Annotated in this window: 24 protein-coding genes; 19 read left to right on the plus strand and 5 right to left on the minus strand. The window is 63.9% G+C overall.

Translation table 11 applies throughout. The annotated features are described in order from the left end of the window. Window positions 1-111: 111 nt before the first annotated feature. The 10 genes from PCLY_RS19225 (at window position 112) to PCLY_RS19270 (ending at window position 11,133) form a co-directional block, all read left to right on the plus strand. The gene (locus tag PCLY_RS19225) at window positions 112-2,091 is read left to right on the plus strand and encodes a VIT domain-containing protein (RefSeq protein WP_231740177.1); all 1,980 of its coding nucleotides are present in this window, start codon (window positions 112-114) and stop codon (window positions 2,089-2,091) included. Further along, complete coding sequence (gene xrtQ / locus PCLY_RS25060; RefSeq protein ID WP_197432204.1) at window positions 2,081-3,436, plus strand: exosortase Q; 1,356 nt, start codon at window positions 2,081-2,083, stop codon at window positions 3,434-3,436. Before PCLY_RS19225 ends, xrtQ begins: the two co-directional genes overlap by 11 nt. Before the next feature lie 178 nt (window positions 3,437-3,614). Next, a protein-coding gene (prfB, locus tag PCLY_RS19235; protein ID WP_156458619.1) for a peptide chain release factor 2 occupies window positions 3,615-4,710 on the plus strand; the annotation gives its coding sequence in 2 pieces (ribosomal slippage) (window positions 3,615-3,686 and window positions 3,688-4,710; 1,095 coding nt in all). A gap of 80 nt (window positions 4,711-4,790) precedes the next feature. After that, window positions 4,791-6,293 carry a lysine--tRNA ligase gene (gene lysS, locus PCLY_RS19240; protein ID WP_061241206.1) on the plus strand — a complete coding sequence of 501 codons (1,503 nt, stop codon included), beginning with the start codon at window positions 4,791-4,793 and terminating at the stop codon, window positions 6,291-6,293. 165 nt (window positions 6,294-6,458) lie between these two features. Next, the gene (locus PCLY_RS19245) at window positions 6,459-7,172 is read left to right on the plus strand and encodes a TetR/AcrR family transcriptional regulator (RefSeq protein ID WP_061241207.1); all 714 of its coding nucleotides are present in this window, start codon (window positions 6,459-6,461) and stop codon (window positions 7,170-7,172) included. 37 nt (window positions 7,173-7,209) lie between these two features. Then, complete coding sequence (locus tag PCLY_RS19250; protein WP_061241208.1) at window positions 7,210-7,761, plus strand: hypothetical protein; 552 nt, start codon at window positions 7,210-7,212, stop codon at window positions 7,759-7,761. 8 nt (window positions 7,762-7,769) lie between these two features. Beyond that, the gene (locus tag PCLY_RS19255) at window positions 7,770-9,059 is read left to right on the plus strand and encodes a flavohemoglobin expression-modulating QEGLA motif protein (protein WP_061241209.1); all 1,290 of its coding nucleotides are present in this window, start codon (window positions 7,770-7,772) and stop codon (window positions 9,057-9,059) included. A 124-nt stretch (window positions 9,060-9,183) separates the two neighbouring features. Beyond that, window positions 9,184-9,930, plus strand: a complete 747-nt coding sequence (locus PCLY_RS19260; protein ID WP_061241210.1) for a TIGR00266 family protein — start codon at window positions 9,184-9,186, stop codon at window positions 9,928-9,930. Beyond that, window positions 9,920-10,813 carry an alpha/beta hydrolase gene (locus PCLY_RS19265; RefSeq protein ID WP_061241211.1) on the plus strand — a complete coding sequence of 298 codons (894 nt, stop codon included), beginning with the start codon at window positions 9,920-9,922 and terminating at the stop codon, window positions 10,811-10,813. The genes PCLY_RS19260 and PCLY_RS19265 overlap by 11 nt, the downstream gene beginning before the upstream one ends. Beyond that, entirely contained in the window at window positions 10,810-11,133 is a 324-nt protein-coding gene (locus PCLY_RS19270) for a hypothetical protein (RefSeq protein ID WP_061241212.1), read from the plus strand. Before PCLY_RS19265 ends, PCLY_RS19270 begins: the two co-directional genes overlap by 4 nt. A gap of 67 nt (window positions 11,134-11,200) precedes the next feature. Here PCLY_RS19270 and PCLY_RS19275 read toward each other — a convergent pair whose 3' ends face one another. The 3 genes from PCLY_RS19275 to PCLY_RS19285 form a co-directional block, all read right to left on the minus strand. After that, complete coding sequence (locus PCLY_RS19275) at window positions 11,201-11,986, minus strand: lipotoxin F family OmpA-related protein LptF (RefSeq protein ID WP_061241213.1); 786 nt, start codon at window positions 11,984-11,986, stop codon at window positions 11,201-11,203. A gap of 47 nt (window positions 11,987-12,033) precedes the next feature. Beyond that, window positions 12,034-12,447 carry a DUF4398 domain-containing protein gene (locus PCLY_RS19280; RefSeq protein WP_061241214.1) on the minus strand — a complete coding sequence of 138 codons (414 nt, stop codon included), beginning with the start codon at window positions 12,445-12,447 and terminating at the stop codon, window positions 12,034-12,036. Window positions 12,448-12,868: 421 nt separating this feature from the next. Then, window positions 12,869-13,213 (minus strand): hypothetical protein, encoded by a 345-nt coding sequence (locus PCLY_RS19285; protein ID WP_061241216.1) that lies wholly within the window; start codon window positions 13,211-13,213, stop codon window positions 12,869-12,871. Between the two features lie 167 nt (window positions 13,214-13,380). Here PCLY_RS19285 and ppc point away from each other — a divergent pair, with 167 nt between their 5' ends. From ppc to PCLY_RS19320, 7 genes are all read left to right on the plus strand, one after another. Further along, window positions 13,381-16,017, plus strand: a complete 2,637-nt coding sequence (gene ppc, locus PCLY_RS19290; RefSeq protein WP_061241218.1) for a phosphoenolpyruvate carboxylase — start codon at window positions 13,381-13,383, stop codon at window positions 16,015-16,017. 223 nt (window positions 16,018-16,240) lie between these two features. Next, on the plus strand, window positions 16,241-16,888 hold the full coding sequence (adk, locus tag PCLY_RS19295; RefSeq protein ID WP_061241220.1) for an adenylate kinase: 648 nt from the start codon (window positions 16,241-16,243) through the stop codon (window positions 16,886-16,888). A gap of 221 nt (window positions 16,889-17,109) precedes the next feature. Beyond that, window positions 17,110-17,895, plus strand: a complete 786-nt coding sequence (locus PCLY_RS19300) for a 5'-nucleotidase, lipoprotein e(P4) family (protein WP_061241222.1) — start codon at window positions 17,110-17,112, stop codon at window positions 17,893-17,895. Between the two features lie 115 nt (window positions 17,896-18,010). Then, the gene (tsaB, locus tag PCLY_RS19305; protein ID WP_061241225.1) at window positions 18,011-18,694 is read left to right on the plus strand and encodes a tRNA (adenosine(37)-N6)-threonylcarbamoyltransferase complex dimerization subunit type 1 TsaB; all 684 of its coding nucleotides are present in this window, start codon (window positions 18,011-18,013) and stop codon (window positions 18,692-18,694) included. Between the two features lie 113 nt (window positions 18,695-18,807). Next, a complete protein-coding gene (locus PCLY_RS19310) occupies window positions 18,808-19,152 on the plus strand; it encodes a hypothetical protein (RefSeq protein ID WP_061241227.1) in 345 nt (114 codons plus the stop codon). Between the two features lie 50 nt (window positions 19,153-19,202). Next, the gene (locus PCLY_RS19315) at window positions 19,203-20,072 is read left to right on the plus strand and encodes a DUF72 domain-containing protein (protein WP_061241229.1); all 870 of its coding nucleotides are present in this window, start codon (window positions 19,203-19,205) and stop codon (window positions 20,070-20,072) included. Between the two features lie 12 nt (window positions 20,073-20,084). Beyond that, on the plus strand, window positions 20,085-20,786 hold the full coding sequence (locus PCLY_RS19320; protein WP_061241231.1) for an extensin-like domain-containing protein: 702 nt from the start codon (window positions 20,085-20,087) through the stop codon (window positions 20,784-20,786). Between the two features lie 86 nt (window positions 20,787-20,872). Here PCLY_RS19320 and PCLY_RS19325 read toward each other — a convergent pair whose 3' ends face one another. Continuing rightward, window positions 20,873-21,634, minus strand: a complete 762-nt coding sequence (locus tag PCLY_RS19325) for a hypothetical protein (RefSeq protein ID WP_231740178.1) — start codon at window positions 21,632-21,634, stop codon at window positions 20,873-20,875. A gap of 106 nt (window positions 21,635-21,740) precedes the next feature. Here PCLY_RS19325 and PCLY_RS19330 point away from each other — a divergent pair, with 106 nt between their 5' ends. Beyond that, window positions 21,741-22,526, plus strand: coding sequence for a class I SAM-dependent methyltransferase (locus PCLY_RS19330; RefSeq protein ID WP_061241233.1), 786 nt, complete (start codon window positions 21,741-21,743; stop codon window positions 22,524-22,526). A gap of 3 nt (window positions 22,527-22,529) precedes the next feature. Here PCLY_RS19330 and PCLY_RS19335 read toward each other — a convergent pair whose 3' ends face one another. Next, window positions 22,530-23,165 (minus strand): TetR/AcrR family transcriptional regulator, encoded by a 636-nt coding sequence (locus tag PCLY_RS19335; protein WP_061241235.1) that lies wholly within the window; start codon window positions 23,163-23,165, stop codon window positions 22,530-22,532. A gap of 223 nt (window positions 23,166-23,388) precedes the next feature. Between PCLY_RS19335 and PCLY_RS19340 the strand changes: the two genes are divergently transcribed. After that, entirely contained in the window at window positions 23,389-24,492 is a 1,104-nt protein-coding gene (locus PCLY_RS19340) for an efflux RND transporter periplasmic adaptor subunit (RefSeq protein WP_061241236.1), read from the plus strand. Window positions 24,493-24,494: the final 2 nt, after the last annotated feature.

Genomic DNA, 24,494 nt, shown 5'->3' on the forward strand with positions numbered 1-24,494 from the left:
GGCGAAGAGTAGTAGGGCGTATTCCACATAAACACCACACAATCTGCAAACTGCATCCACAGTGGCGTTGCAGCATCGCGGGCATTGATTCCCTCTACAAGGATGCCTGCGATGCTACGCCGTCTGATGATTCATTGTGTTGTGCTGCTGCTCATGGTGCCGCCAGCGGTACTTGCTGATGAGCAGGGCTTCAGCCCTTATTTCGCGCTGGATGGCGCTGACCCCGAGCTGGACCGGCTGCCGCTCAAGTCCACGGCGGTCGAGGTGCAGGTGCTGGGCATGATCGCTGATGTGCGGGTGGTCCAGCAGTACCGCAATGAAGGCAGCCGTGCCCTGGAGGCGCGCTACGTGTTCCCTGCCTCGACCCGCGCGGCAGTGCATCACATGCAGGTGCGGATCGGTGAGCGCGTGCTCCAGGCGCAGATCCGCGAGAAGCACAAGGCCCAGGCTGAATTCCAGCAGGCCAAGAGTGAGGGCAAGACCGCGGCGCTGCTGACCCAGCAGCGAGAAAACGTGTTGCAGATGAATGTGGCCAACATCCTGCCAGGTGATGTGGTGGATGTGGAGCTGCGTTATACCGAGCTGCTGGTGCCGCGCGAGGGTGTGTACAGCTTCGTTTATCCGACGGTGGTGGGGCCGCGCTACAACGGCGCGCCGGGTATGGCGAGCCACAAGCCGCTGGGCTGGACGGCGACCGCACATCTGCCAGAGGGTGTGCCGCCGGCAACCGGTTTCAGTCTGCAGGTGGAGCTGGCCAGCCCGACCTCGCTGACCTCGGTGGTCTCGCCGACTCACCGTATCGAGCAGCAGGTGCTGGGGGAAGGGCGGGTCAAGGTGAGCCTCGCCGATGACGGTCGTCCGGCGGACAACCGTGATTTCATCCTCGATTACCGCCTGGCCGGCGACGCCCTGGAAAGCGGCGTGCTGCTCAGTCAGGGCGCCGAGGAGAACTTCTTTCTGGCGCTGATCGCACCGCCCAAACGGGCGGCAGCGAGCATGGTCGTGCCGCGCGAGTACATCTTTGTGGTGGATATCTCCGGCTCCATGCACGGTTTTCCGCTGGACACCACCAAGGCGCTGCTGCGCAATCTGATCGGTGAACTGCAGCCGACGGACCGCTTCAATGTTCTGCTGTTTTCCGGCAGCAATACCGTTTTGGCGCCGCGGCCGCTGGCAGCCAGCCAGGACAATATCGACAAGGCGCTCAAGTTGCTGGAAACGCGCATGGGCAGTGGCGGTACCGAACTGCTGCCGGCGCTGCGCGAGGCCATGGCCATGCCGCGTGACCCGGAGCGCTCGCGCAATCTGATCGTGGTCACCGATGGATATGTCACTGTCGAAAGCGATGCCTTCCGCCTGGTGCGCGAGAACCTGGGGCAGGCCAACCTGTTTGCCTTCGGTATCGGCAGCTCGGTCAACCGTGCCTTGATTGAGGGCCTGGCCCGGGCCGGGCAGGGCGAGCCGTTCGTGGTGCTCAATAATCAGGATGCGCAGCTGGAGGCTGAGCGCCTGCGGCGGATGATCGAGGCGCCGCTGCTGACCCAGGCGCAGATGAGCTTCCATGGCCTGGATGTGTATGACGTCGAACCAGCGGCCTTGCCCGATCTGTTCGCCGACCGTCCGTTGCTGATGTTCGGCAAATGGCGCGGGAAGCCGCAGGGCTACCTGCAGGCCGGCGGGTTGAGCAGCCAGGGCAGCTTTCACACCGAGGTACCGATTGGCCCGGCGCAGGTGTTGGAAAGTGGACAGGCGCTGCGCCATCTCTGGGCCCGGCACAAGGTGGCGGCGCTGATGGACGAGGAGAACCTGAGCCGGGGTTATGCCCATAGCCAGGCCATTCTCGATCTGGGGCTGAAATACGGCCTGCTGACTCCCTACACCTCGTTCGTGGCGGTCGACGAGCAGGTACGCAACCCGCAGGCCGCTGAGACTGCGACCGTCGACCAGCCGCTGGCGCTGCCGCAGGGCGTGAGCAACCAGGCGGTGGGGGCTATGGTGCCGTCGACGCCGGAGCCGGGCGTGTGGGCAATGTTGCTGCTGGCTGCTTGCCTGGGAGGCTGGATGTGCTGGAGGCAGCGTGATGCACGCTAGGTGGCAATTGCCGGGTGGCGTCTGGCTGTTGCTGCCGGTGGTGGCTCTGTGGCCGCTGTGGCAATGGAGCGCCAGCCGTCTGTTCGATGGTTCGGACGACCCGTTCGGCATTCTCGCCCTGCTGGCGCTGCTGCTCCTGCTTGGGCGTGAGCGTGCACGGCTGCTGCCGGCGCCGCGTCCATCTTGGTTGCTGGGGGCGTTGCTGCTCAGCGCCTGCGCCACCTTCAGCGCTGCTGCCTGGCCGATGCTGCTGCGCGCGGCGTTAGGCGTGTGCGCGGTGATGGCGGGCATTCAGGCGCTGCGCCAGCCCGCGCAGCCGCGCCTGGCGTGGTTCGGTCTGGCCGTTCTGGCGCTGCCGCTGCTGGCATCGCTGCAGTTCTTTCTGGGGTATCCGCTGCGGGTGATTACCGCCGAGGTCAGCAGCTGGCTGCTGCAATTGGGTGGCGTGGCGGTCGAACGGCGCGGCAGCACCTTACAGGTGGCGGGGCAGTTGGTGATGGTCGATGCGCCCTGTTCGGGCATTCAGATGATCTGGGTGGCCTACTTCACGGCGTTTTTCAGTGCGGCCTGGTGGCGTGTAAGTGATGGCAGTCTGCTGCGGCGCCTGCCACTACTCGGCGCGCTGGTGCTGGTCGGCAATATCCTGCGCAACAGCGTGCTGGTGATGTTGGAAAGTGGTCAGTGGCAGGGCGCACCGTGGTTGCACGAGGGCGTGGGGCTGCTGGTGTTCGCGGTGGTCTGCCTGCTGGTGCTGCGGCTGATGGCTGGCGCGCCGCAGGCGGCTTCGCCTGCGCAAGCGCTGCAAGGTGTGCAGGCACTGCCTGGGCGACCCTTGCTGCTGGCGGCCTTTGCCGGTCTGGCGTGCTGGCCGTTGCTGGGCGAGCAGGCGAGTGCAGGAGCGCCGCAAACGAGTTTCGTCGAATGGCCGCAGCAGTTCGAGGGGCGGCCGTTGCAGCCCCTGGCTCTGTCGGAGGTGGAGCAGCGCTTCGCCGCCGGTTTCCCTGGCGCCATCGCGCGCTTTGATGATGGCGAGCGGCTGCTCAGCCTGCGCCATGTCACCCGGCCGAGCCGCAAGCTGCATCCGGCGGCCGACTGCTATCGCGCGCTGGGTTTTGTCATCGAACGCATCAGCCTGCAGCGCCGGGTCGGCAATCCGGGGCTGCAACGCTGCTTTACTGCCCGCGACGGGCAGTCCGTGCAGCGCGTGTGCGAATACATCGAGGACGCCGCGGGGCAGAGCTTCACCGACACGTCCGCCTGGTATTGGGCAGCGCTCAGTGGCCGTTCTGCGGGGCCCTGGCTGGCCGTGACCACGGCGACGGTTATCACGGCGCAAACGCGCTGAGTGGGTGTGCACATGGCGGCTTGCGCAGATGGTACCGCCTGCCGCTTGGCCCTTATCCCCGGGCGGCGCTCTAAGGTATACTTGCGGGCTTTTCCGCAAACTTCGGGTCGCGGCCGGCCAGCAGCCCAGCCTTAGCGTCGTCGCCGCCACCCTTCAGCCTGAATGAGTGCCGTCCGCCATGGAAATCAATCCGATCCTCAACGCCATCAAGGACCTGTCCGAGCGAACCCAGTCAATTCGGGGGTATCTTTGACTACGATCACAAGCATGATCGCCTTGTCGAAGTAAACCGCGAGCTGGAAGACGCCAGCGTCTGGAACAAGCCCGAGTACGCGCAAGCGCTGGGCCGTGAGCGCGCCATGCTGGCGCAGATCGTCGAAACCATCGACGATCTGACCGGCAGCCTGGCCGACTCCAAGGATCTGCTGGACATGGCCGCCGAAGAGAACGACGAAGGCGCGGTGAACGACATCGTTGCCGAAGTCGAGCGCCTGCGCGAGATCCTCGAGAAGCTGGAATTCCGCCGCATGTTCAGCGGCGAGATGGACCCGAACAACTGCTACCTGGATATCCAGGCCGGCTCCGGCGGCACCGAGGCCCAGGACTGGGCCAATATCCTGCTGCGCATGTACCTGCGCTGGGCCGACAAGCGCGGCTTCAGTGCCGAGATCGTCGAACTGTCCGAAGGCGAAGTCGCCGGCATCAAGGGCGCCACCGTGCACATCAAGGGCGAGTACGCCTTCGGTTGGCTACGCACCGAGATCGGCGTGCACCGCCTGGTGCGCAAGAGCCCGTTCGACTCCGGCGCGCGTCGCCACACCTCGTTCTCGGCGGTGTTCGTGTCGCCCGAGATCGACGACAAGGTCGAGATCGAGATCAACCCGTCCGACCTGCGCGTTGACACCTACCGCTCCTCGGGCGCCGGTGGTCAGCACGTCAACACCACCGACTCGGCAGTACGTATCACCCACGTACCGACCAACACCGTGGTGGCCTGCCAGAACGAACGTTCGCAGCACGCCAACAAGGACACCGCCATGAAGATGCTGCGGGCCAAGTTGTACGAGCTGGAAATGCAGAAACGCAATGCCGCCTCGCAGGCATTGGAAGACAGCAAGTCCGATATCGGCTGGGGCCACCAGATCCGCTCCTACGTGCTCGATGATTCGCGCATCAAGGACCTGCGTACTGGTGTCGAACGCAGTGACTGCCAGAAGGTGCTCGACGGCGACCTCGACGGTTACCTCGAAGCCAGCCTCAAGCAGGGCCTGTAAGCCCAGTAACCCATCCGTGGGCACCGAGCAGTCGGTGCCTGCTCAAATTTTGTACGATACGCCAGGCAGATAAAGCGACCATGAGCGACCAACAACTCGACCAGAACGAACTGCAACAGGAAGAAAACAAGCTGATTGCCCAGCGCAAGGAAAAGCTTGCTGCCGTCCGTGAGCAGGGCATTGCCTTCCCCAACGATTTCCGCCGCGACAGCCTGTGCGCTGACCTGCAGAAACAGTACGAGGGCAAGAGCAAGGAAGAGCTGGAAGCCGCTGCCATCCCGGTCAAGATCGCCGGGCGCATCATGCTCAATCGCGGCGCCTTCATGGTGCTGCAGGACACCTCCGGTCGTCTGCAGGTCTACGTCGACCGCAAGGGCCTGCCGGCCGAGACCCTGGAAGCGATCAAGACCTGGGACCTGGGCGACATCATCGCCGCCGAAGGCACCCTGGCGCGCTCCGGCAAGGGCGACCTGTACGTGCACATGAACAACGTGCGCCTGCTGACCAAGTCGTTGCGCCCGCTGCCGGACAAGCACCACGGCCTGACCGACACCGAGCAGCGCTACCGCCAGCGCTACGTCGACCTGATCGTCAACGACGAAGTGCGTGACACCTTCCGCGTGCGCTCGCAGGTGATCGCCCACATTCGTCGTTTCCTCAACGAGCGCGGTTTCCTCGAAGTGGAAACCCCGATGCTGCAGACCATCCCAGGTGGCGCCGCGGCCAAGCCGTTCGAGACCCATCACAATGCGCTGGACATGGCCATGTTCTTGCGTATCGCCCCGGAGCTGTACCTCAAACGGCTTGTTGTTGGCGGCTTCGAGAAAGTCTTCGAGATCAACCGCAACTTCCGTAACGAAGGCGTTTCGACCCGGCACAACCCCGAGTTCACCATGCTCGAGTTCTACCAGGCCTATGCCGACTACCGCGACAACATGGACCTGACCGAGGAACTGTTCCGCGAGCTGGCTCAGGCCGTGCTGGGCAGCACCGACGTGCCGTATGGCGACAAGGTGTTTCACTTTGGTGAGCCGTTCGTGCGCCTGTCGGTGTACGACTCGATCCTCAAGTACAACCCGGACATCACCGCGGCTGACCTGAACGACGTCGAGAAAGCCCGCGCCATTGCCAAGAAAGCCGGCGCCAAGGTGCTTGGCCACGAAGGTCTGGGCAAGCTGCAGGTGATGATTTTCGAAGAACTGGTGGAGAGCAAGCTGGAGCAGCCGCACTTCATCACCGAGTACCCGTTCGAAGTGTCGCCGCTGGCCCGTCGTAATGACCAGAATCCGGCCGTGACCGACCGCTTCGAGCTGTTCATCGGCGGTCGCGAGATCGCCAACGCCTACTCCGAGCTCAATGACGCCGAAGACCAGGCCGAGCGCTTCCTCGCCCAGGTGGCCGAGAAGGACGCCGGTGACGACGAAGCCATGCACTACGACGCCGACTTCGTCCGCGCCCTGGAGTACGGCATGCCGCCCACCGCCGGTGAAGGCATCGGCATCGACCGCCTGGTCATGCTGTTGACCAACTCGCCGTCGATTCGTGACGTCATCCTGTTCCCGCATATGCGCCCGCAGGCCTGATGCCTCACAGAAAGCCGCCTTCGGGCGGCTTTTTGCTACTTGTCCGTGTCGATTACCTGGCAATTTCGTTTGGCTCGTCGCCTGCAAGCGAAGCGGGGCCTTTTGGTTGTTTGTCCAAGCTATTACTCTGCCAGTCATAACTAGAACCTCGAGGGTCGACCCACCGTGAGCACCGTACCTGCATCCCCGAATGCCACCCGGGCTGCCAACGCCGTCGCCGAGAGCGTTCAGTACCAGGGCCGCAAGGCCAGCCGTCAGGGTAGTGAACAGCGTCGTCAGGCCATTCTCGATGCCGCCATGCGCATCATCGTGCGCGAAGGCGTACGCGCCGTACGCCACCGCGCGGTGGCTGCCGAGGCGCAGGTTCCGTTGTCGGCCACGACCTACTATTTCAAGGACATCGATGACCTGATCACCGATACCTTCTCCCAGTTCGTCGAGCGCAGTGCGGCGCAGATGGCTGCGTTCTGGGCCAGTACTCAGGGGGTGCTGGAGGAGATGGTCGGGCGTCTGGATGGCAGCGAGGGCGCGCGCAGGCAACTGGCTGACGAAATCGCCGCAATGGCAGTGCAGTACGTGCAGCGCCAGCTACGCGAGCGCCGTGATCACCTGGTCGCCGAGCAGGCGTTCCAGCAGGAGGCCCTGCTCAATCCGCGCCTCGGTGACCTGATGCGCGCCCATCGGCAGATTCTGCAGCAGGGCGTTACCCACTTCTTCGAGGTGCTGGGCTCGCGCCAGCCCGAGCAGGATGCGGTGCTGTTGACGGCCACCATCGTGCGGATGGAGTATCAGGGCCTGCTCGACGGTGTCGAGAATCTGGACAGTCAGGGAATGCTGGCCATCCTTAAACGTTACATGAATCTGGTTCTGGGGCTTTGATGCCCGACCGGCTGGTGGTTTTCACAAGGAGAGCGTAATGAAAGCCTGGCGCGCACTGGTCGCCCTGTCCTTCCTGCTATTGAGTGGTTGCCTGGTCACCTTCAAGGATCCCATCCCGGCCAACGAGGCGGCACCCATCCCGCTGCTGGGGGAGTGGACCCGGCAGGACGAATGGGGTGATCAGCTGTATCTGGAAATCACCCGTGCCGGCTCCAACCTCTATGAGGCGCGCATCTACGAAGGCAGTCCGGACAACGCCGGCGACCTCGAGGAGTTCGGCTTTACCGTCGCCCACCATGGCCGCCGCTGGTATCTCTCGGCGGGCCTGCCGAAGAGCTTGGGGGCCAACTTCGCCATCGCCGGTTTCGAGTTGACCAAGGACAACGAGCTGGTGGTGTACAACCTCGACACCGACCGCATTCTTCAGGATATGGACAAGGGCCTGCTCGAAGGGCAGACCGTCTCCATGCCGGAAGCTGACGGCGCACTGATCACCAGCCCGCTGGACAAGGTGTTCGCCTATCTCGACGATCCGGCCAACGCCGACCTGTTCGTCGAGGTCGCGCGCTACCAGCGGGTGGCCGAGTAGGAATCGCAATGAACAGCCAGCAAAAACTGGACGATTATCAGATTTGCATACGCGCGCTCAGCGACCGCATCGTCGAAGCGCAGACCCCGATCCGAGTGCTGGATGCGGTGAAATGGGACGACGGCGTCCGCGATGCCTTTCTCAAGGCCAAGGGCACGCAGCCGCCGGCGGTGGATCGCGACTACTACCTGAGTCGGCCGCTGGCTTTCGATGCCGCGGCGAAGAAGCTTGAATTTCAGAACATCGAGCGTGACATCACCCGTCAGCTCGGCCAGTTCAATCCGGTCGGGCAGATCATGCGGCGCATGTGCAAGGAATACCGCATGGTCATCCGCATGCTCGAGGCGCGTGGCACCGAGGACTTCGGCCTGATCAGCCAGGAGCTCTACGGTGCGGCTTCCGACGCCTTCCATGCCGGTGATCCGACCCTGGCCGACCTCGGCCTGATGCTCTCGGACTACCTCAATAACATCGCCGCACGTGGCGACCTGGAGGACGAGCCCAAGACCCTTGCCGCCAGCGACGCCGTCAACATCCTGCAGCAGCGCCTGGCCGGCGTGTTCGGTGATGACACCGTACGGGTGTTGGAGTCCGATGGCATTCTCGCCGATGCCGCCGCTGGCGCCGACTACATCAAGATTCGCAGCGATGCCCGCTTCAACGAGCGCGACGTCAAGGCGCTGGAAGTCCACGAGGGGCTGGTGCACGTCGGCACCACGCTCAATGGCCTCAATCAGCCGATCTGCACCTTCCTGGCCAAGGGCCCGCCCTCGTCGACCGTGACCCAGGAGGGGCTGGCGATCCTCATGGAAGTGATCGCCTTCGCCTCCTACCCGACTCGCCTGCGCAAGCTGACCAACCGCACTCGCGCCATCCACATGGCCGAGGAGGGCGCGGACTTTCTGGAAGTGTTCGAGTTCTTCCGCGAGCAGGGTTACGGTCTGGAAGGTGGCTACAGCAACGCCAGTCGGGTATTCCGTGGCTCGCTGCCCAATGGCCTGCCATTTACCAAGGACCTGTCGTATCTGAAGGGTTTTATCCTCATTTACAACTACATCCAGCTAGCGGTGCGCAAGGGCAAGCTGGAGCAGATCCCGCTGCTGTTCTGCGGCAAGACCACCCTGGAGGACATGCGTACCCTGCGCAAGCTGGTGGACGAAGGCCTGGTGCAGCCACCCAAGTACCTGCCACCGCAGTTCCAGGACATGAACGCGCTGTCGGCGTGGATGTGCTTCTCCAACTTCCTCAATCATTTGAGCCTGGATCGCATCGAAGCGGACTACGCCAACATTCTCTGAATCACGCCGCACACCGGGTGCGCTGCGCGCATCGCTTGCCAGCGCATGGCCTCGGTGTGGATCGTTGCGGTGTGAGCAACCTGTCTTAGCCCGGATGACGTCCGGGCCACCCGGAGACCAACCCGTGCCCAGCCATCAACTCGAATACGAAATCCTCGGTGCTTCGGCGCAATCGGTAGAGATCATCCTCGATCCTGGCGAGACGGTGATCGCCGAAGCCGGGGCGATGAACTACATGACCGACGGCGTGCGTTTCGAAACGCGCATGGGGGACGGCTCGTCCAGTGGTCTGCTGGGCAAGCTGTGGAGCGTCGGCAAGCGCATGCTCACCGGTGAATCGCTGTTCATGACCCACTTCAGCAATGCCGGCAAGAGCCAGGCGCGGGTCGCTTTCGCGGCGCCTTATCCAGGCACCGTGGTGCCTATCGATCTGGCGCAGATCGGCGGTCGCTTGATCTGCCAGAAAGACGCCTTCCTCTGTGCGGCGCATGGCACCAGCATCGGCATCAGCTTCGCCAAACGCCTGGGCGCCGGATTCTTCGGTGGCGAAGGGTTCATCCTGCAGAAGCTCGAAGGAGACGGCCTGGCGTTCGTGCATGCCGGTGGCACGGTGATCCGCAAGGAGCTGAACAATGAAACCCTGCGCCTGGATACCGGTTGTCTGGTCGCCTTCAGCGGCGGCATCGATTACGACATCGCCCTGGCCGGCGGACTGAAGAGCATGCTCTTCGGCGGCGAAGGGATCTTGCTGACCACGCTCAAGGGGACTGGCACCGTGTGGATTCAGAGCCTGCCGTTCTCGCGCCTGGCTGAGCGTGTCTATGCCGCAACCGTTCAGGCGCGTGAAGAGGTTCGAGCCGGTGGCAAGTAGTCTGCGAGCGCTGGCGTTGCTGCTGGCCGGCCTGTGGCTGGCCGGTTGCAGTGGCCTGTTGTTCTACCCGGAGCCAGGGCTGCCAATCACCCCCGAGCGTGCCGGGCTGGAGTACCGCGATATCGAACTGCATGCCGCCGATGGCACGCGTCTGCATGCCTGGTGGCTGCCGGCCAAGGCCGGGGTGAAGGTCAAGGGCACGGTACTGCATCTGCATGGCAATGGCGGCAATCTGGCCTGGCACCTGGGCGGCGTGCACTGGCTGCCGGAGCAGGGCTATCAGGTACTGATGCTGGATTACCGGGGGTATGGTCTGTCTGCAGGCAAGCCGCGGTTACCCGAGGTCTATCAGGACATCGATGCGGCCTTTGCCTGGCTCGAACAGGCGCCGCCGGTACAGGGGGCGCCGCTTTTCGTGCTGGGACAGAGCCTGGGTGGTGCTTTGGCCGTGCATTATCTGGCGGAGCACCCCGAGCGCCGGTCTGCCGTGCAGGCCATGGCGCTCGATGGTGCGCCGGCCAGCTATCGTGACGTCGCTCGTTATGCCCTGAGCAACTCCTGGCTGACCTGGCCGCTGCAGGTGCCGCTGTCCTGGCTGGTGCCGGATGGTGACAGCGCGATTCACAGCATCGAACGACTCGAAGGGCTGCCTCTGCTGATTTATCACAGTGTTGACGATACGATCGTGCCGCTTTCCAATGGCCAGCGTTTGTATCAAGCTGCGCGCCCGCCACGTGCCTTTCAGGCGACTCGTGGCCCGCACGTGCAAACCTTTGCCGAGCCCGTCTGGCGCCAGTCACTGCTGGCGTTCTTCAGCGCGCCGCAGGCTTATGTCGAGCGCCAGGCGCCGATGACCGAATCCGCAACAGAGAGTCCGCAATGACCGAACGCAATCCTATCCCTCTGATCCTTACGGGTGTCGCCAGCGTCTTTGGCACCGTCGCTGTGCTCTGGTACTACGGCTACGTCCATTTCGCCAAGCCGGAAGACGCGCTGCTGTTGTCCGAGTTCACCATGCTCAAGACCATTCCCGGCGAGGACTACAAGGTTTCGCTGAAACCGGCCAGCCAGGTAGCGCAATGCGTCGATGGCGTGCTGGTGCTGTTCGATCTGGAGCAGAAGGGCCTGACCGGTGTGCTGGTCGACAGCAAGAAACAGGCGGTGCGCTGCATGGGCCAGGAAACCCCGGCGTTGCAGCAGTAATGCCCAGGCGTCCCCCGCGTAAAAAGAAACCCGCCTGATGGCGGGTTTCTTTTTTGCAGCGCTGCGATCAGGCGCCAGCGGAGGAGCGCGGAGCTACCGGCTGGTTGTCGTTGGAGATGGTCACCTCCACGCGACGGTTCTGCGCACGACCGGAGTCGCTAGAGTTGTCCGCAACCGGATACTCCTTGCCATAACCCTGAGCGACGATGCGTGTCGGCTCTACGCCAGCGCGAATCAGCGCGCGGCGTACGGACTCGGCGCGACGCTCTGACAGGCTCTGGTTGTAGCTGGCCGAGCCGACGCTATCGGTATAGCCCTCGACGATCACCTGACGCTCCGGGTTCTCCTGGAGGAAGCGCGCCAGCTGCGTGACGTTGGGCAGTGCGCTGCTCTTGAGTTCGGCCTTGTTGAAGTCGAACAGAACGTCACCGAAGGTCACCAGGGTGCCGCGTTCGGTCTGCTTGGCGTCGAGGCTGTTCTGCAGTTTGCGGATTTGTGCATCGCGAGCGTCGAGCAGGGCCTGGGCGCGCTGAGCCGAGGAGTTCTTCAGGTCTGCTTCAGCAGTGCGCAGAGCGATGGTCTGCTTGGCGACCTCGACGCGTTTGTTGGTCAGGTAGGCCAGTTGGTCGACCTTCTTCTCGTCTTCTTTATCCATGTAGGCCTTGTCGGCCTTGTTCAGCCATTCCTGGGCTTCCTTGGTCTCCAGCGCGGCCACCTTGTTTGCCTGCGGGTCGCTCTGCAGCGAGGAAAAGTTGCTGCGCGCAGATTCCAGGTTGGCATTGGGCTGGTGCGAGCAGGCGGCCAGGCCGACGCTCAGGGCCAGAAGGGCGGGGATCATCACGTGTTTACGCATGGCGTTCATCCTTTGATCTGTCAGCGAATGGGTGGGTGACATGCCGCTCATTGAGCGTTGCGCATGCCTTCCTCACGCAGTTCCTGAACACCCTGGCGGGCGTCCTGCAAAGCCTGCTCGGCCTTGGCGGCCTGGGCCTTGCGCTCGGCGAGTCGAGCGTCCCACTCGGCCTGCTCGGCCAGGCGACGGGCTTTCTCGTACTCTTCATCGTGCATGGCGAACTCGGCTTCTTTGAGCTTGTCCTGCGCGGCCTTCATCTCGACTGGGGCGAACTCGGTGCCCCCGGCGCTGATCGCCGAGTTCACGGCAGATTGCGTCACTGCGTATTGCTCGCTGGGCGGGTTACCAGCACAGCCAGCCAATACCAGGCTGCTACCCAGCACCAGGGCAGCCAGCTTGATGCCGTGCATGCGGCTGCGCGGGGCTTTTTCGGTATGGGTCTTCATGGCGGCTAACTCCATTTGAAACACTCCTATGAACGACGATATCCGTAGTGATTGGCCTGTCGTGTTGTCCGTCAACCAAGTGGTTTGGCGATGTCGGCATGTCACGCTGGCCTGCAGTTGGGACCGGTCGTTTTTTTGAATGGTTCAGAAAAAAACACAGCCTGCTTACGATTTTCAGGATGACCGGTTGGTCAGGTTTTCGTATTCGGCAAGAGCTGCGAGCGGCTTTTTACGTTCGCTCGGGATGCTCATGGAGTCCTCTGATTTAGAGGGTTTGGCTGGTTTTTGTGGGGCGAAGGCAGGCCGTAACGCAGACGCGCTCGCTGATGTTGGAGGAGCCCTTCGCGGGTGCGTGAAGAGCTGAGTGGGAGAGGCGCTGTCTCCCTGAACATCCGAGATTGAGCAATATGTCGAACGTCAGAGGCCGTTCAAGGCGTCAATGGCTCGTTTCATTGCCTATGTCGTTGAGTTCGCGCAGGTATTTGCGCGAGAGCGCCAGAAAGCGCGGCGTCGGACCGATGTCCTCGTACAGCGGGTCGCCCTGTTCGTCCAGCGCCACCACCTTGCTGCCGCGTACGTAGGGCAGGCTGGCCTCCAGTTCCTCGAGCGCTGCACCAATTAACTCGCCGAGCAGTTCTTCGCTGTGATGCTTGGGATACATCTCGGTAAGGGCCGCCAGGCGAGCAGCCGATTCGATGTCCAGATGAATGTGGTAGCGAGTCGGGGTCAGGTGACCCTTGGCGTTCTGTTCCCAGTGTTTTGCCAGTTCGCGAATTCTCATGTCGTAGCTCCTCACGGCGGGCGCAGATGGTGCCGGTTGGCGAATCCGCAGCGCCCAACAATTAGCCTAGACCCAGCACGCAGGCTTACCTCGGTGTGCGTCGCACGCTTGTAAGAAGTTGGCGCGCTGGGCACTCTGTTGACACTGGATGGGACAAGGAGTGCGACATGGCGGAAATCGATGCGCGTCTGCGTGAAGAAGTGCACCTGCTCGGCGATCTGCTCGGGCATACCATCAGCACCCAGCTGGGCGATGAGTTTCTCGACAAGATCGAGCGCATACGCAAATCGGCCAAGGCCGGTCGTCGTGGTTCAGCCGCAGGTGCCGAGCAACTGACCAGCACCCTTGGCGATCTGGGCGACGATGAGCTGCTGCCGGTGGCGCGTGCCTTCAATCAGTTCCTCAACCTGGCCAACATCGCCGAACAGCAGCATCGCGTGCGTCGCCGCCGCGCGGATGAGCCCGAGCCCTTCGAGCTCCGTGTGCTCGACGAACTGCTCGAACGTCTGCTCGCTGCAGGGCAGAGCGCAGATGAGCTGGCGCGGCAACTGGGGCGCCTGGACATCGAGCTGGTGTTGACCGCTCACCCCACCGAAGTGGCGCGCCGTACGCTGATCCAGAAGTACGATGCCATCGCGGCGCAATTGACGGCACTGGATCACAGCGACCTGCTACCCACCGAGCGTGAAGCCATTGTCCAGCGCCTGCAGCGGTTGATCGCCGAAGCCTGGCACACCGAGGAAATCCGTCGTAGCCGGCCCAGCCCGGTGGATGAGGCCAAGTGGGGCTTCGCTGTCATCGAGCATTCGCTGTGGCAGGCGGTGCCGCAGTTTCTGCGTCGGGCCGACCGGAGTCTGCATGGTGCAACGGGGTTGCGCTTGCCGCTGGAGGCCGCGCCGATTCGCTTCGCCTCGTGGATGGGCGGCGACCGCGACGGCAACCCCAATGTCACCGCGCGGGTGACACGCGAGGTGTTGCTGCTGGCGCGCTGGATGGCGGCGGACCTGTATCTGCGTGATATCGACCAACTGGCCGCCGAGTTGTCCATGCAGCAGGCCAGTGACGAACTGCGCGCTCAGGTTGGCGACAGTGCCGAACCCTACCGCGCATTGCTCAAGCAACTGCGCGAGCGCCTGCGTGAAACGCGCAGTTGGGCGCAGCAGGCACTCAGTGCCGATGTGGCGCCGAGCGCCGCAGTGCTGCGTGACAACCATGATCTGCTGGCGCCGCTGCAGCTGTGCTACCAATCGCTGCATGCCTGCGGCATGGGCGTGATTGCCGATGGCCCGCTGCTCGATTGCCTGCGCCGTGCGGCCACCTTCGGCCTGTTTCTGGTGCGTCTGGATGTTCGTCAGGACTCCAGCCGGCACGCGGCGGCGATGTCGGAAATCACCGACTACCTGGGGCTCGGTCGCTACGCCGAATGGGATGAGCAAACGCGCCTGAGCTTCCTCCAGCGCGAACTGGAGAACCGCCGGCCGCTGCTGCCAGGCGACTATCGACCCTCGGCCGACACCGCCGAGGTGCTCGCCACCTGCCGTGAGGTGGCTGCCGCCCCAGCCGCTTCGCTAGGCTCCTACGTGATCTCCATGGCCGGTGCCGCCTCCGATGTGCTGGCCGTGCAACTGTTGCTGAAAGAAGCCGGGTTGCGCCGACCGATTCGAGTGGTGCCACTTTTCGAAACCCTGGCTGATCTCGACCACGCCGGGCCAGTGATCGACCAGCTGCTGGGCTTGCCCGGCTATCGTGCGCGCCTGCACGGCCCGCAGGAGGTGATGATCGGCTATTCCGATTCGGCCAAGGACGCCGGTACAACCGCAGCGGCCTGGGCGCAGTACCGCGCGCAGGAGGAGTTGGTGCGGCTGTGCCGTGAGCATCAGGTCGAGCTGCTGCTGTTCCACGGTCGCGGTGGCACCGTCGGCCGTGGCGGTGGCCCTGCGCATGCGGCCATCCTCTCGCAACCTCCTGGATCGGTCGCGGGGCGTTTCCGCACCACCGAGCAGGGCGAAATGATCCGCTTCAAGTTCGGTCTGCCGGATATCGCCGAGCAGAATCTCAACCTGTACCTGGCGGCAGTGCTGGAAGCCACGTTACTGCCGCCGCCGGCGCCGGAACCGAGCTGGCGCGCGATGATGGATCGTCTTGCCGATGTTGGCGTGAAGGCTTATCGCGGTGTGGTGCGCGAGCATCCGCAGTTCGTCGAGTACTTCCGCCAGGCCACGCCGGAGCAGGAGCTGGGGCGCTTGCCGCTGGGCAGTCGCCCGGCCAAGCGGCGTGAGGGTGGTGTGGAAAGCCTGCGGGCCATTCCATGGATCTTCGCCTGGACCCAGACGCGCCTGATGCTGCCGGCCTGGCTCGGCTGGGAGCAGGCGCTGGGGCAGGCGCTCAAAGGTGGGGATGCCGAGCTGCTCAAGCAGATGCGCGAGCAGTGGCCGTTCTTCCGCACGCGCATCGACATGCTGGAAATGGTGCTGACCAAGGCCGACGCCAGCATCGCTGCGCTGTATGACGAGCGTCTGGTCGAATCGGGGCTGCAACCGCTGGGTGCACAATTACGCGACCTATTGTCGCAGGCGTGCGCTGCCGTGCTGGAATTGACCGGCCAGACTCGACTGCTCGCACACAGTCCGGAGACCCTGGAATCGATCAGCGTACGCAACACCTATCTCGACCCGTTGCACCTGCTGCAAGCCGAGCTGCTGGCGCGCTGCCGGCAACGCCAGCAGGCGCCGGAGAGCCCTCTGGAGCAGGCGCTGCTGGTCAGCGTGGCGGGTATCGCGGCGGGTCTTCGCAACACCGGCTGAGCTCGCCAGTGCGCTGAAAAACAGGGAGCCAAGCGGCGCGTGATGCCAGGTCCAGGCCGCCAGGAGGAGGGTTTTTATCCGACTTTTGGCGGCTTGTGCGCCTGGGGTGCGCTGTGTATCTTGATCAGCCTTTTGGCCGCTACAGCTGCCGCCTACCACTTAAGAGATTGGCCCCACGAGGCGAGTCCGACCGATTACTACATAACTCTTGAGGAGCACATCGATGCGCGTGATTCTGCTGGGAGCGCCCGGTGCCGGCAAAGGTACCCAGGCTCGCTACATCACCGAGAAATTCGGCATTCCGCAAATCTCCACTGGCGACATGCTGCGTGCTGCGGTCAAGGCTGGTACCGAGCTCGGTCTGAAGGCCAAGAGCGTGATGGACGCTGGCGGTCTGGTCTCCGACGACCTGATCATCAATCTGGTCAAGGAGCGTATCGCTCAAGCCGATTGCGCCAACGGTTTCTTGTTCGACGGTTTCCCGCGCACCATTCCCCAGGCTGAAGCCCTGCGTGATGCTGGCGTCGCTCTGGATCACGTGGTGGAAATCGCCGTGGACGACGAAGAAATCGTCAAGCGCCTGTCCGGTCGTCGCGTGCACCCGGCTTCCGGCCGCGTTTACCACACCGAGTACAACCCGCCGAAGGTCGCAGGCAAGGACGACATCAGCGGTGAAGAACTGGTCCAGCGTGAAGACGACAAGGAAGACACCGTGCGTCATCGCCTGTCCGTCTACCACTCGCAGACAAAGCCGCTGGTGGACTTCTACCAGAAGCTTTCCGCTGTTACCGGCACCCCGAAATACAGCCACATTCCGGGTGTAGGCAGCGTCGAGCAGATCACCGAGAAGACCCTGGCCGCACTGTCCTGAGTCGATCGGCATCACCCAGCGCCCTGCCTGGCAGTCGGCGCTCCCCACAAAGGCCCGTTACGGGCCTTTGTCGTTTGTGCAGGCCGAATCGACCAGTTTCGGTCGACATCGGGCATGAAGTCCTCGGCGAAGCACGCTAGCATCAGGCTGCTGTCTTCGGCTCACGTCGCCTCGTGGCAAGCGCGCGGCATGGGTCATCACCCAAGGAAAGAGGACATTCAATGACCGAGAAATCAGCACATCGCCGCATCTGGCTGGGGCTGGCTGTTGCCCTGTTGAGCGCTCCCGCGGTGCAGGCGGCGGACACTGCGTCTGCCAAGCCCGATTGCGCGGTGGCGGAATTCACCATGGGGCTGCGTTTTCAGCAGCAGTCCGCGGAAATCCAGGCGCTGCAGTTGCAGGCCTACAACATCGCCACGGAGAGGCTGGACAAGGCCGTCGCGGCGGCCAAGGATCCATCGAAGCTGGCCATCGTCACTGACCTCGATGAAACCGTGATCGACAACAGCGCCCTGTTGGCGCGCGATCTGGCCAACTGTCACCAGTACGACGCGTGGGACACCTGGCTGCCGTGGGAGCGTGACGGCACGCCCGAGCTGATCCCCGGCGCGAAGCAGTTTCTCGAGCATGCCGACAAGCTCGGCGTGACCATCCGCTACATCTCCGACCGTGCCGACGAGCAGAAGAAATACACCCTGGCCACCCTGAGCAAGCTGGGCCTGCCACAGGTATCGGAGCAGAGCGTGCTGTTGCTGGGGCCGCCCAAGGTCGAGCGCCGTGCCATCGTCAGTGCCGATCACCAGATCATCATGTTGCTGGGCGATACGCTGCATGACTTCGACGCGCGTTTCCGCAAGACGCCGCTCGATGCGCAGCGCAAGACCGTTGCCGAAGAGTCGGGCAAGTGGGGCGTTGAGTGGATCGTGTTCCCCAATGCCGGCTATGGCACCTGGTCCAAGGCGCCGCTCAAAGGCTGGGATGCCGAGCCGGTGGTCGAACCCTGGTAAGGCCGCGCTGGTCCCCGTCGGTCGCTCGGCGCGAGCCGGGCACCGTCATGGCGCTGGAAAAAATGTTGTCGAGCCGGTCTAATGCCGGCTCTTTTTCTTCAGCTGTCCGAATGCAATGACCACTCTCCTGGCCCTCGATACCGCCACCGAAGCCTGCTCCGTCGCGCTGCTGCACGATGGTCGCGTGCTCAGCCATTACGAAGTCGCCCCGCGCATGCATGCGCAGCGCCTGTTGCCGATGATTCAGCAACTGCTGGGGGAGGCGGGTATTGCCGCATCGGCGCTGGATGCCATCGCCTTCGGCCGTGGTCCGGGGGCATTCACTGGCGTGCGCATCGCCATTGGCGTGGTGCAGGGCCTGGCCTTTGCCCTGGAGCGGCCGGTGCTGCCGGTCTCCAACCTGGCCGTGCTGGCCCAGCGTGCGCTGCGTGAGCAGGGCGCGACCCGGGTGGCCGCCGCCATCGACGCTCGTATGGACGAGGTTTACTGGGGCTGCTATCGCGCCGAGGCCGGTGAGATGCGCCTGCTCGGTCAGGAGGCGGTGTTGCCGCCGGAACAGGCCGAGGCGCCGCGTGGTGCTGGCGAAGATTGGTTCGGTGCCGGTACGGGCTGGGGCACTTTCGCCGCGCGCATCGCGCTCAGGCCGACCAGCATGGATGGCAGCATGCTGCCGCATGCCGAAGACCTGCTGACCCTGGCCCGTTTTGCCTGGGCACGTGGCGAGGCGCTGCCGGCCGATCAGGCGCAGCCGGTGTACCTGCGTGACCAGGTCGCCACACCGAAAGCACCGCCGGCATGACAATTGGTCGGATGCCCGCGGCCAAGTTCCCTTCGGGATTTGCCAAGGGCGCAGCCCGCCGCTACATTGCCAGCACTGTCCCTTGTTCAGCCAGGCCCACCGAGCAGCCCTAGATGCGGATCGACGGTTACCTACCTTCCTACTCGCCAGATCGCGGCCCCCGTTCGGGGACTGCGGTCACGCCCTATCGTGAGGCGCAGCGGGAAGTCGAGGCTCAGCGTGAGCAGCCGGCCGCTCCGGCCAGCAGTCAGGGGCTGGAGCAGGCACCGCAGATTCGCCGTGTACAGGCCAGCAGCAGTAATACCGACAGCCTGCCGGCCCGTTCGCAGGATCTCGGTTATCAGCAGCCCACGCTGAGCAACCGTGCTGCTCAGGCGTTGTCCAGCTACAGCACCACCGCCGCTTACGCCAGCGAGTACGATGCGCAGGAAGTGCTCGGGCTCGACCTCTACGCGTAACTTCGTGTCACGGCGTGCTTCACGCCCTCAGCCAGGCCCGCCACTTGTCGATGAGCGCTGCGCTTCCCTATTACCTTGGTTGTCCGTCCTGGAGCGAAGCTGCCTGGCGCGCCACCTTGTATCCGCAGAACACCCGGCCCACCGAGTTTCTCAGCCGCTACACCGAAGTGTTCAATGCGGTGGAAGGCAACACCACGTTCTATGCCAGGCCCAGCGAGCAAACGGTGGCACGTTGGGTGCTGGCGATGCCGGCGCACTTTCGTTTCTGCGCCAAGTTGCCGCGAGATATCAGCCACAGCGAAGACCTCTGCCAGCAACTGGATGAGGTCACACGGTTTCGCCAGTTGCTGGCGCCGCTTGGCGAACGGGTGGCGCCGTACTGGTTGCAACTGCCCGCCAGCTTCGCACCATCGCGATTGGCGGAGCTGGCGGCGTTCATCGAACAGTGGGGCGACTGGCCACTGGCGATCGAGGTGCGCCACCCGGAGTTCTTCGCCAAGGGCGATGCCGAGCGCGTGCTCAATCGCCTGCTGCACGAGCATGGCATCGAGCGTATCTGCCTGGACTCGCGTGCGCTGTTCAGCTGCGACTCGCAGGAGCCCGCCGTGCTGCATGCGCAAGCCAAGAAGCCGCGCCTGCCGACTCGGCCTGCCGCGTTCAGCCAGCGCCCGCAGTTGCGCTTCATCGGTCACCCCGAGTTGCTGGCCAACGACCCCTTCATGCTGCCCTGGCTGGACAAGGTCGCCGGCTGGATCGAGCAGGGCCTGCGCCCTTATGTATTCGCCCATACTTCGGACAACCGCCTGGCGCCGGAGCTGGCGCGACGCTTTCATGAGCAGCTGATGCAGCGCCTGCCCGGCTTGCCCGAGCTGCCGGTGCTGCAGATCGAGCCGGAACTGGAGCAGTTGGGCTTACTCTGATGGAGCATGGATATGCTGATACGGATAATCGGCCGGTTGCTGTTGCTCTCCCTGTTGTTGGGCGCAGCACTGCTGGTAGCGCTGTGGCGTGGCTGGCTGGACGTGGCCCCGCGTTTCAACCCCTGGGCGCCGCTGGACGTGCGAGAGACGCCGAACCTGCTGACCTCCTTCAAGCTCTGGCGCCTGAGCGATGACCGCGAGCTGTGCGATCGTGCCCTGGCGACGTCCGGGCTGCGCTTCACCCGTCTGGCCGACAGCACGCCGCACCCGGGCTGCCCGGTAGAGAACGCCGTGCGCATCCAGGGCGCCAACGTCAGTCTGAGCAGCAGCTTCATGGCCACCTGTCCGCTGGCGGTGAGCTTCGCCCTGTTCGAACGACATGGCTTGCAGCCGGCTGCGCAGGCGGTGTTCGGTCAGCCAGTCAGTCGTGTCGAGCATGTCGGCAGCTTCGCCTGTCGCAGCATTGCCGGTAGCCAGCGGCCCAGCCAGCATTCCTATGCCAATGCACTGGATGTGGTCGGTTTCCGGCTGCGCGATGGCCAGCACATCAGCGTTCTGCGCGACTGGCCGGGGCAGGGCGACAAGGCGCACTTTCTGCGTCTGGTGCAGGAGGCGGCCTGTGACAGTTTCAACGTCACTCTGGGGCCGGAGTACAACGCTGCCCACCGCGATCACTTTCACCTGGATATGGGCATGTGGCGGATGTGCCGTTAGTGGGGTAGGCCACCGATCAACTGTCGGTCGGCGGCTATACGTGGAGTGCGCCGTGCGCACCCTACCTGCATGCCGGCGTGGCGCGACTAGCGTTTGGCCAACAGCAGGTCGGCCGCCTGTCCGCTGCGCCCATCGGCGAATTCGAAGCGGCCCAGCTGCGCGATCTGATCATATGCACCCAGGGCGATGCTGACATCGCGGGCGCTCAGGTCGATGGCGCTGACCCCGGCTTGGCCGAGCGTCTGCAGCTGCTGGCGGCCCTGTGCGTCGAAACGCAGCAGGCGCAGTTGGTCGAACACGGCGTCGGCCGCATCGATACGCCCGTCACCGTTGTCGTCGAAGCGTGTCAGTTCGGCGAAGCCATTGGCTGCGCCATGCTGATCACCGAACAGTTCGCGGCCATCGTCGATGCGCCCGTTGCCGTTGCGGTCCAGCGCCAGCAGCGCATCGTCGCCGGTGGGTGCGCTGATCGCATCCAGGCGCCCGTCGGCATCCAGATCGAAGCGTACGGGGCGGCTCAGGCCACTGGTGGAAAAGCCGTTGCCGGCCAGGTCCAGCACCAGCGGGTCGACCTGCTGCGGGGGCTGTGCGCTGCTGACGTTAAGCTCCAGGCTGCGTTGGTCGATCACGGTGACCGCTACGGCATTGCTGGTGACGGCCGGTGGCGCGGTCGTCTGCCGCAGCTCGCGGGCGATCTCTCCGGGCTTTTGCTCGTCCTCTATGCCCAGCGTGCGGCGCAGAATCTGATAATTGATGGAGTCGTGCGCCGCGCGGTCGAGCTCATCGTCCGGTGGGCGCGGGCTGGTGGCGGTGTTGCTTGGGCGTGGAGCGGAGAGGGCGTCGAACATGTTCACTCTCGATGCGGCTGTCGGCGGCCGGGTCTGGCAGAATGCCGCTTCTTCGATATCGGCCGCGTGGCCGGTGATTTGAGTGATTTTTGAGCAGAACGAGCCAATGACCGACGAGCGGCACAACGCCAGCATCCGCATCCAAGCCTTGCATCCCCAGTACGCCGACGCAGCCGCCCGATGGGCGTCGCGTCTGGGCCTGACGCAGGAGGGGGAAACCGAGTTCGCCCTGCAACTAGGTGACGACGGGTTGCAACTGGTCGAGCTGGGCGACAAGGCGCCTGGCCCGGTCAGGGTGGATTTCGTCGAGGGCGCGGCGGCGCATCGACGCCAGTTCGGCGGTGGCAGCGGGCAGATGATCGCCAAGGCGGTCGGCGTGCAGTCGGGCGTTCGCCCACGGATTCTCGATGCGACGGCGGGGCTGGGGCGCGATGCCTTCGTACTGGCCAGCCTGGGTTGCGAGATGACCCTGATCGAGCGCCAGCCGCTGGTGGCGGCGTTGCTGGAAGATGGTCTACAGCGTGCTGCGCTGAACCTCGACGTGGCGCCCATCGTCGCGCGCATGCGCCTGCTCACGGGTAACGCCATCGAGCTGATGAGCAACTGGCAGGGCGAGGCGCCGCAGGTGATCTACCTCGACCCGATGTTTCCGCATCGCGACAAGAGCGCGCTGGTGAAGAAGGAAATGCGCCTGTTCCGGCCTTTCGTGGGCGATGACCTGGATGCGCCGGCGTTGCTCGAAGCCGCGTTGGCGCTGGCCAGCCACCGGGTCGTGGTCAAGCGTCCGCGCAAGGCACCGGCAATCGAAGGCAGCAAGCCGGGCTATGTGCTGGAAGGAAAGTCCAGCCGTTACGACATCTACCCGAAGAAGAAGCTGGAAGCCGGCGCCTAGGGCTCAGGGCCGGTAAGCGCGCAGAAACAGCTGCACTGCGTCCTGTACATGATGCTCGGCGGCTTCGCCCTGCAGCGGTTCACCACAACCGATCAGCAGGCGGAAATGCGCGCCACCCTTGAGCAGGCTGAAGAAGTGATCGGCGGCCAGGTGTGGATCGTTCAGGCGCAACAGGCCGCGTTGGCTGGCCTTGTGCAACAGCACTTCCATTTCGTCCTGTACCCGCTTCGGGCCGGCCTCGTAGAACATCTGCGACAGCTTCGAGCCCTGGCTGGCCAGGCTCACCATCATCCGGTGCATTTCCACTGACTCGCGGCTGTTGACCAGCGCCAGGAAGCCGCGAGCAATGCCCAGCAACTGGCTTTCCAGCGGCACGTTATCCGGCAGTTCGAACAGCAGTTCAGGGAGTTGCTCTTCGCACTTGGCCTTGATCGCCGCGGAGAACAGGGTCTCCTTGTCGGTGAAATGGCTGTACACGGTGAGCTTGGAGACGCCGGCTTCGGCAGCGATGGCATCCATGCTGCTGCCGTCGTAGCCATTACGCAGGAACAGGCTCTTGGCCGCCTCGAGAATGGCGCGGCGTTTGGCGGGATCCTTCGGACGACCGGGACCGGAAGGTTGTAACAACTTGTCAGGCATTGGCGGATTTTAATACTGGACTGGGGAGTTTGCTATTTTTACTATACCCGGCAGTACAAATATTCCAAAGGGCATCTCAAGAAGCGTCGACGAAGTGGTCAGCGCAAGGCGAAAGCAGGCGAGGATGCGCGTAAATGAGCATTCCTGGCCCGTTTAAATGCAGCGATGATGGCGCCGTTCGCGTTTGCAGGTAGCCCTAAACCTTCTCCGAAAGGTGTTTGACATGTCCCGCCATGTTCTTCTGCTCGCTGCTTCTCTGGGTCTCGTATTTCTGTTGTCTGCCTGCGGTAATGGCGAACAGATGGAGCAACCAATCCGTCCTGCCATGGTGGTGCACCCCCAGCCGGCTACCGCGCTGGTCGACAGTTATCCTGGCGAAGTGCGCGCCCGCCTGGAGCCGGAACTGGCGTTCCGCATCGCCGGCAAGGTGAGCAAGCGCATGGTCGACGTTGGCGACCGGGTGAAGAAGGATCAGGCGCTGGCCGAGCTGGATCCGCAGGACGTACGCCTGCAGCTGGAGGCCACCCGTGCCCAGGTGGCGGCAGCCGACGCCAACCTGCAGACCGTTCGTGCCGAGCGTGAGCGCTACAAGACGTTGCTCGAGCGCAATCTGGTCAGCCGTTCGCAGTTCGATAACGTCGAGAACCAGTATCGCGCCGGCCAGGCGCGCCTGAAGCAGGTCAAGGCCGAGTACGACGTGGCCCGCAACCAGACCGACTATGCCGTACTGCGCGCCTCCCAGGATGGCGTGATCGCGCGGCGCACGGTGGAGGTCGGGCAGGTGGTGGCGGCGGGGCAAACGGTCTTCACCCTGGCTGCCGATGGCGAGCGAGAGGTTTCGATCAGCCTGCCGGAACAGAGCTTCGGCCGTTTCGAGATCGGTCAGCCGGTAGAGGTGGAGCTCTGGTCGCAGCCTGATCTGCGTTTCCCCGGGCGTATCCGCGAGATGGCACCGGCGGCCGATTCGCAGTCGCGCACCTTCGCTGCTCGCGTCGCCTTCACCGAAGGCAAGGTACCGGCCGAGCTGGGGCAGAGCGCGCGCGTGTTCATCGCCAGCCAGGGCGACGTACCGCTGTCGGTGCCGCTGTCAGCGCTCAGTGCCGAGCGCGGGCAGCCATTCGTCTGGGTCGTCGATCCCAAAGTATCCACAGTGCAGCGTCGCCCGGTGCGCGTCGGCGCCTACGGCGATAACCGCGTCCCCGTGCTGGAGGGCCTTGCCGCTTCCGACTGGGTGGTGGCTGCGGGTGTCCAGGTCTTGCGCGAGGGGCTGCAGATACGTCCGGTGGATCGCGACAATCGCAATGTCGAACTGGCCGCCAAGGAGTAAGC

The organism is Ectopseudomonas composti (genome assembly GCF_001567565.1).
In the GTDB taxonomy this organism is placed as follows: Bacteria; Pseudomonadota; Gammaproteobacteria; order Pseudomonadales; family Pseudomonadaceae; genus Aquipseudomonas; species Aquipseudomonas composti_A.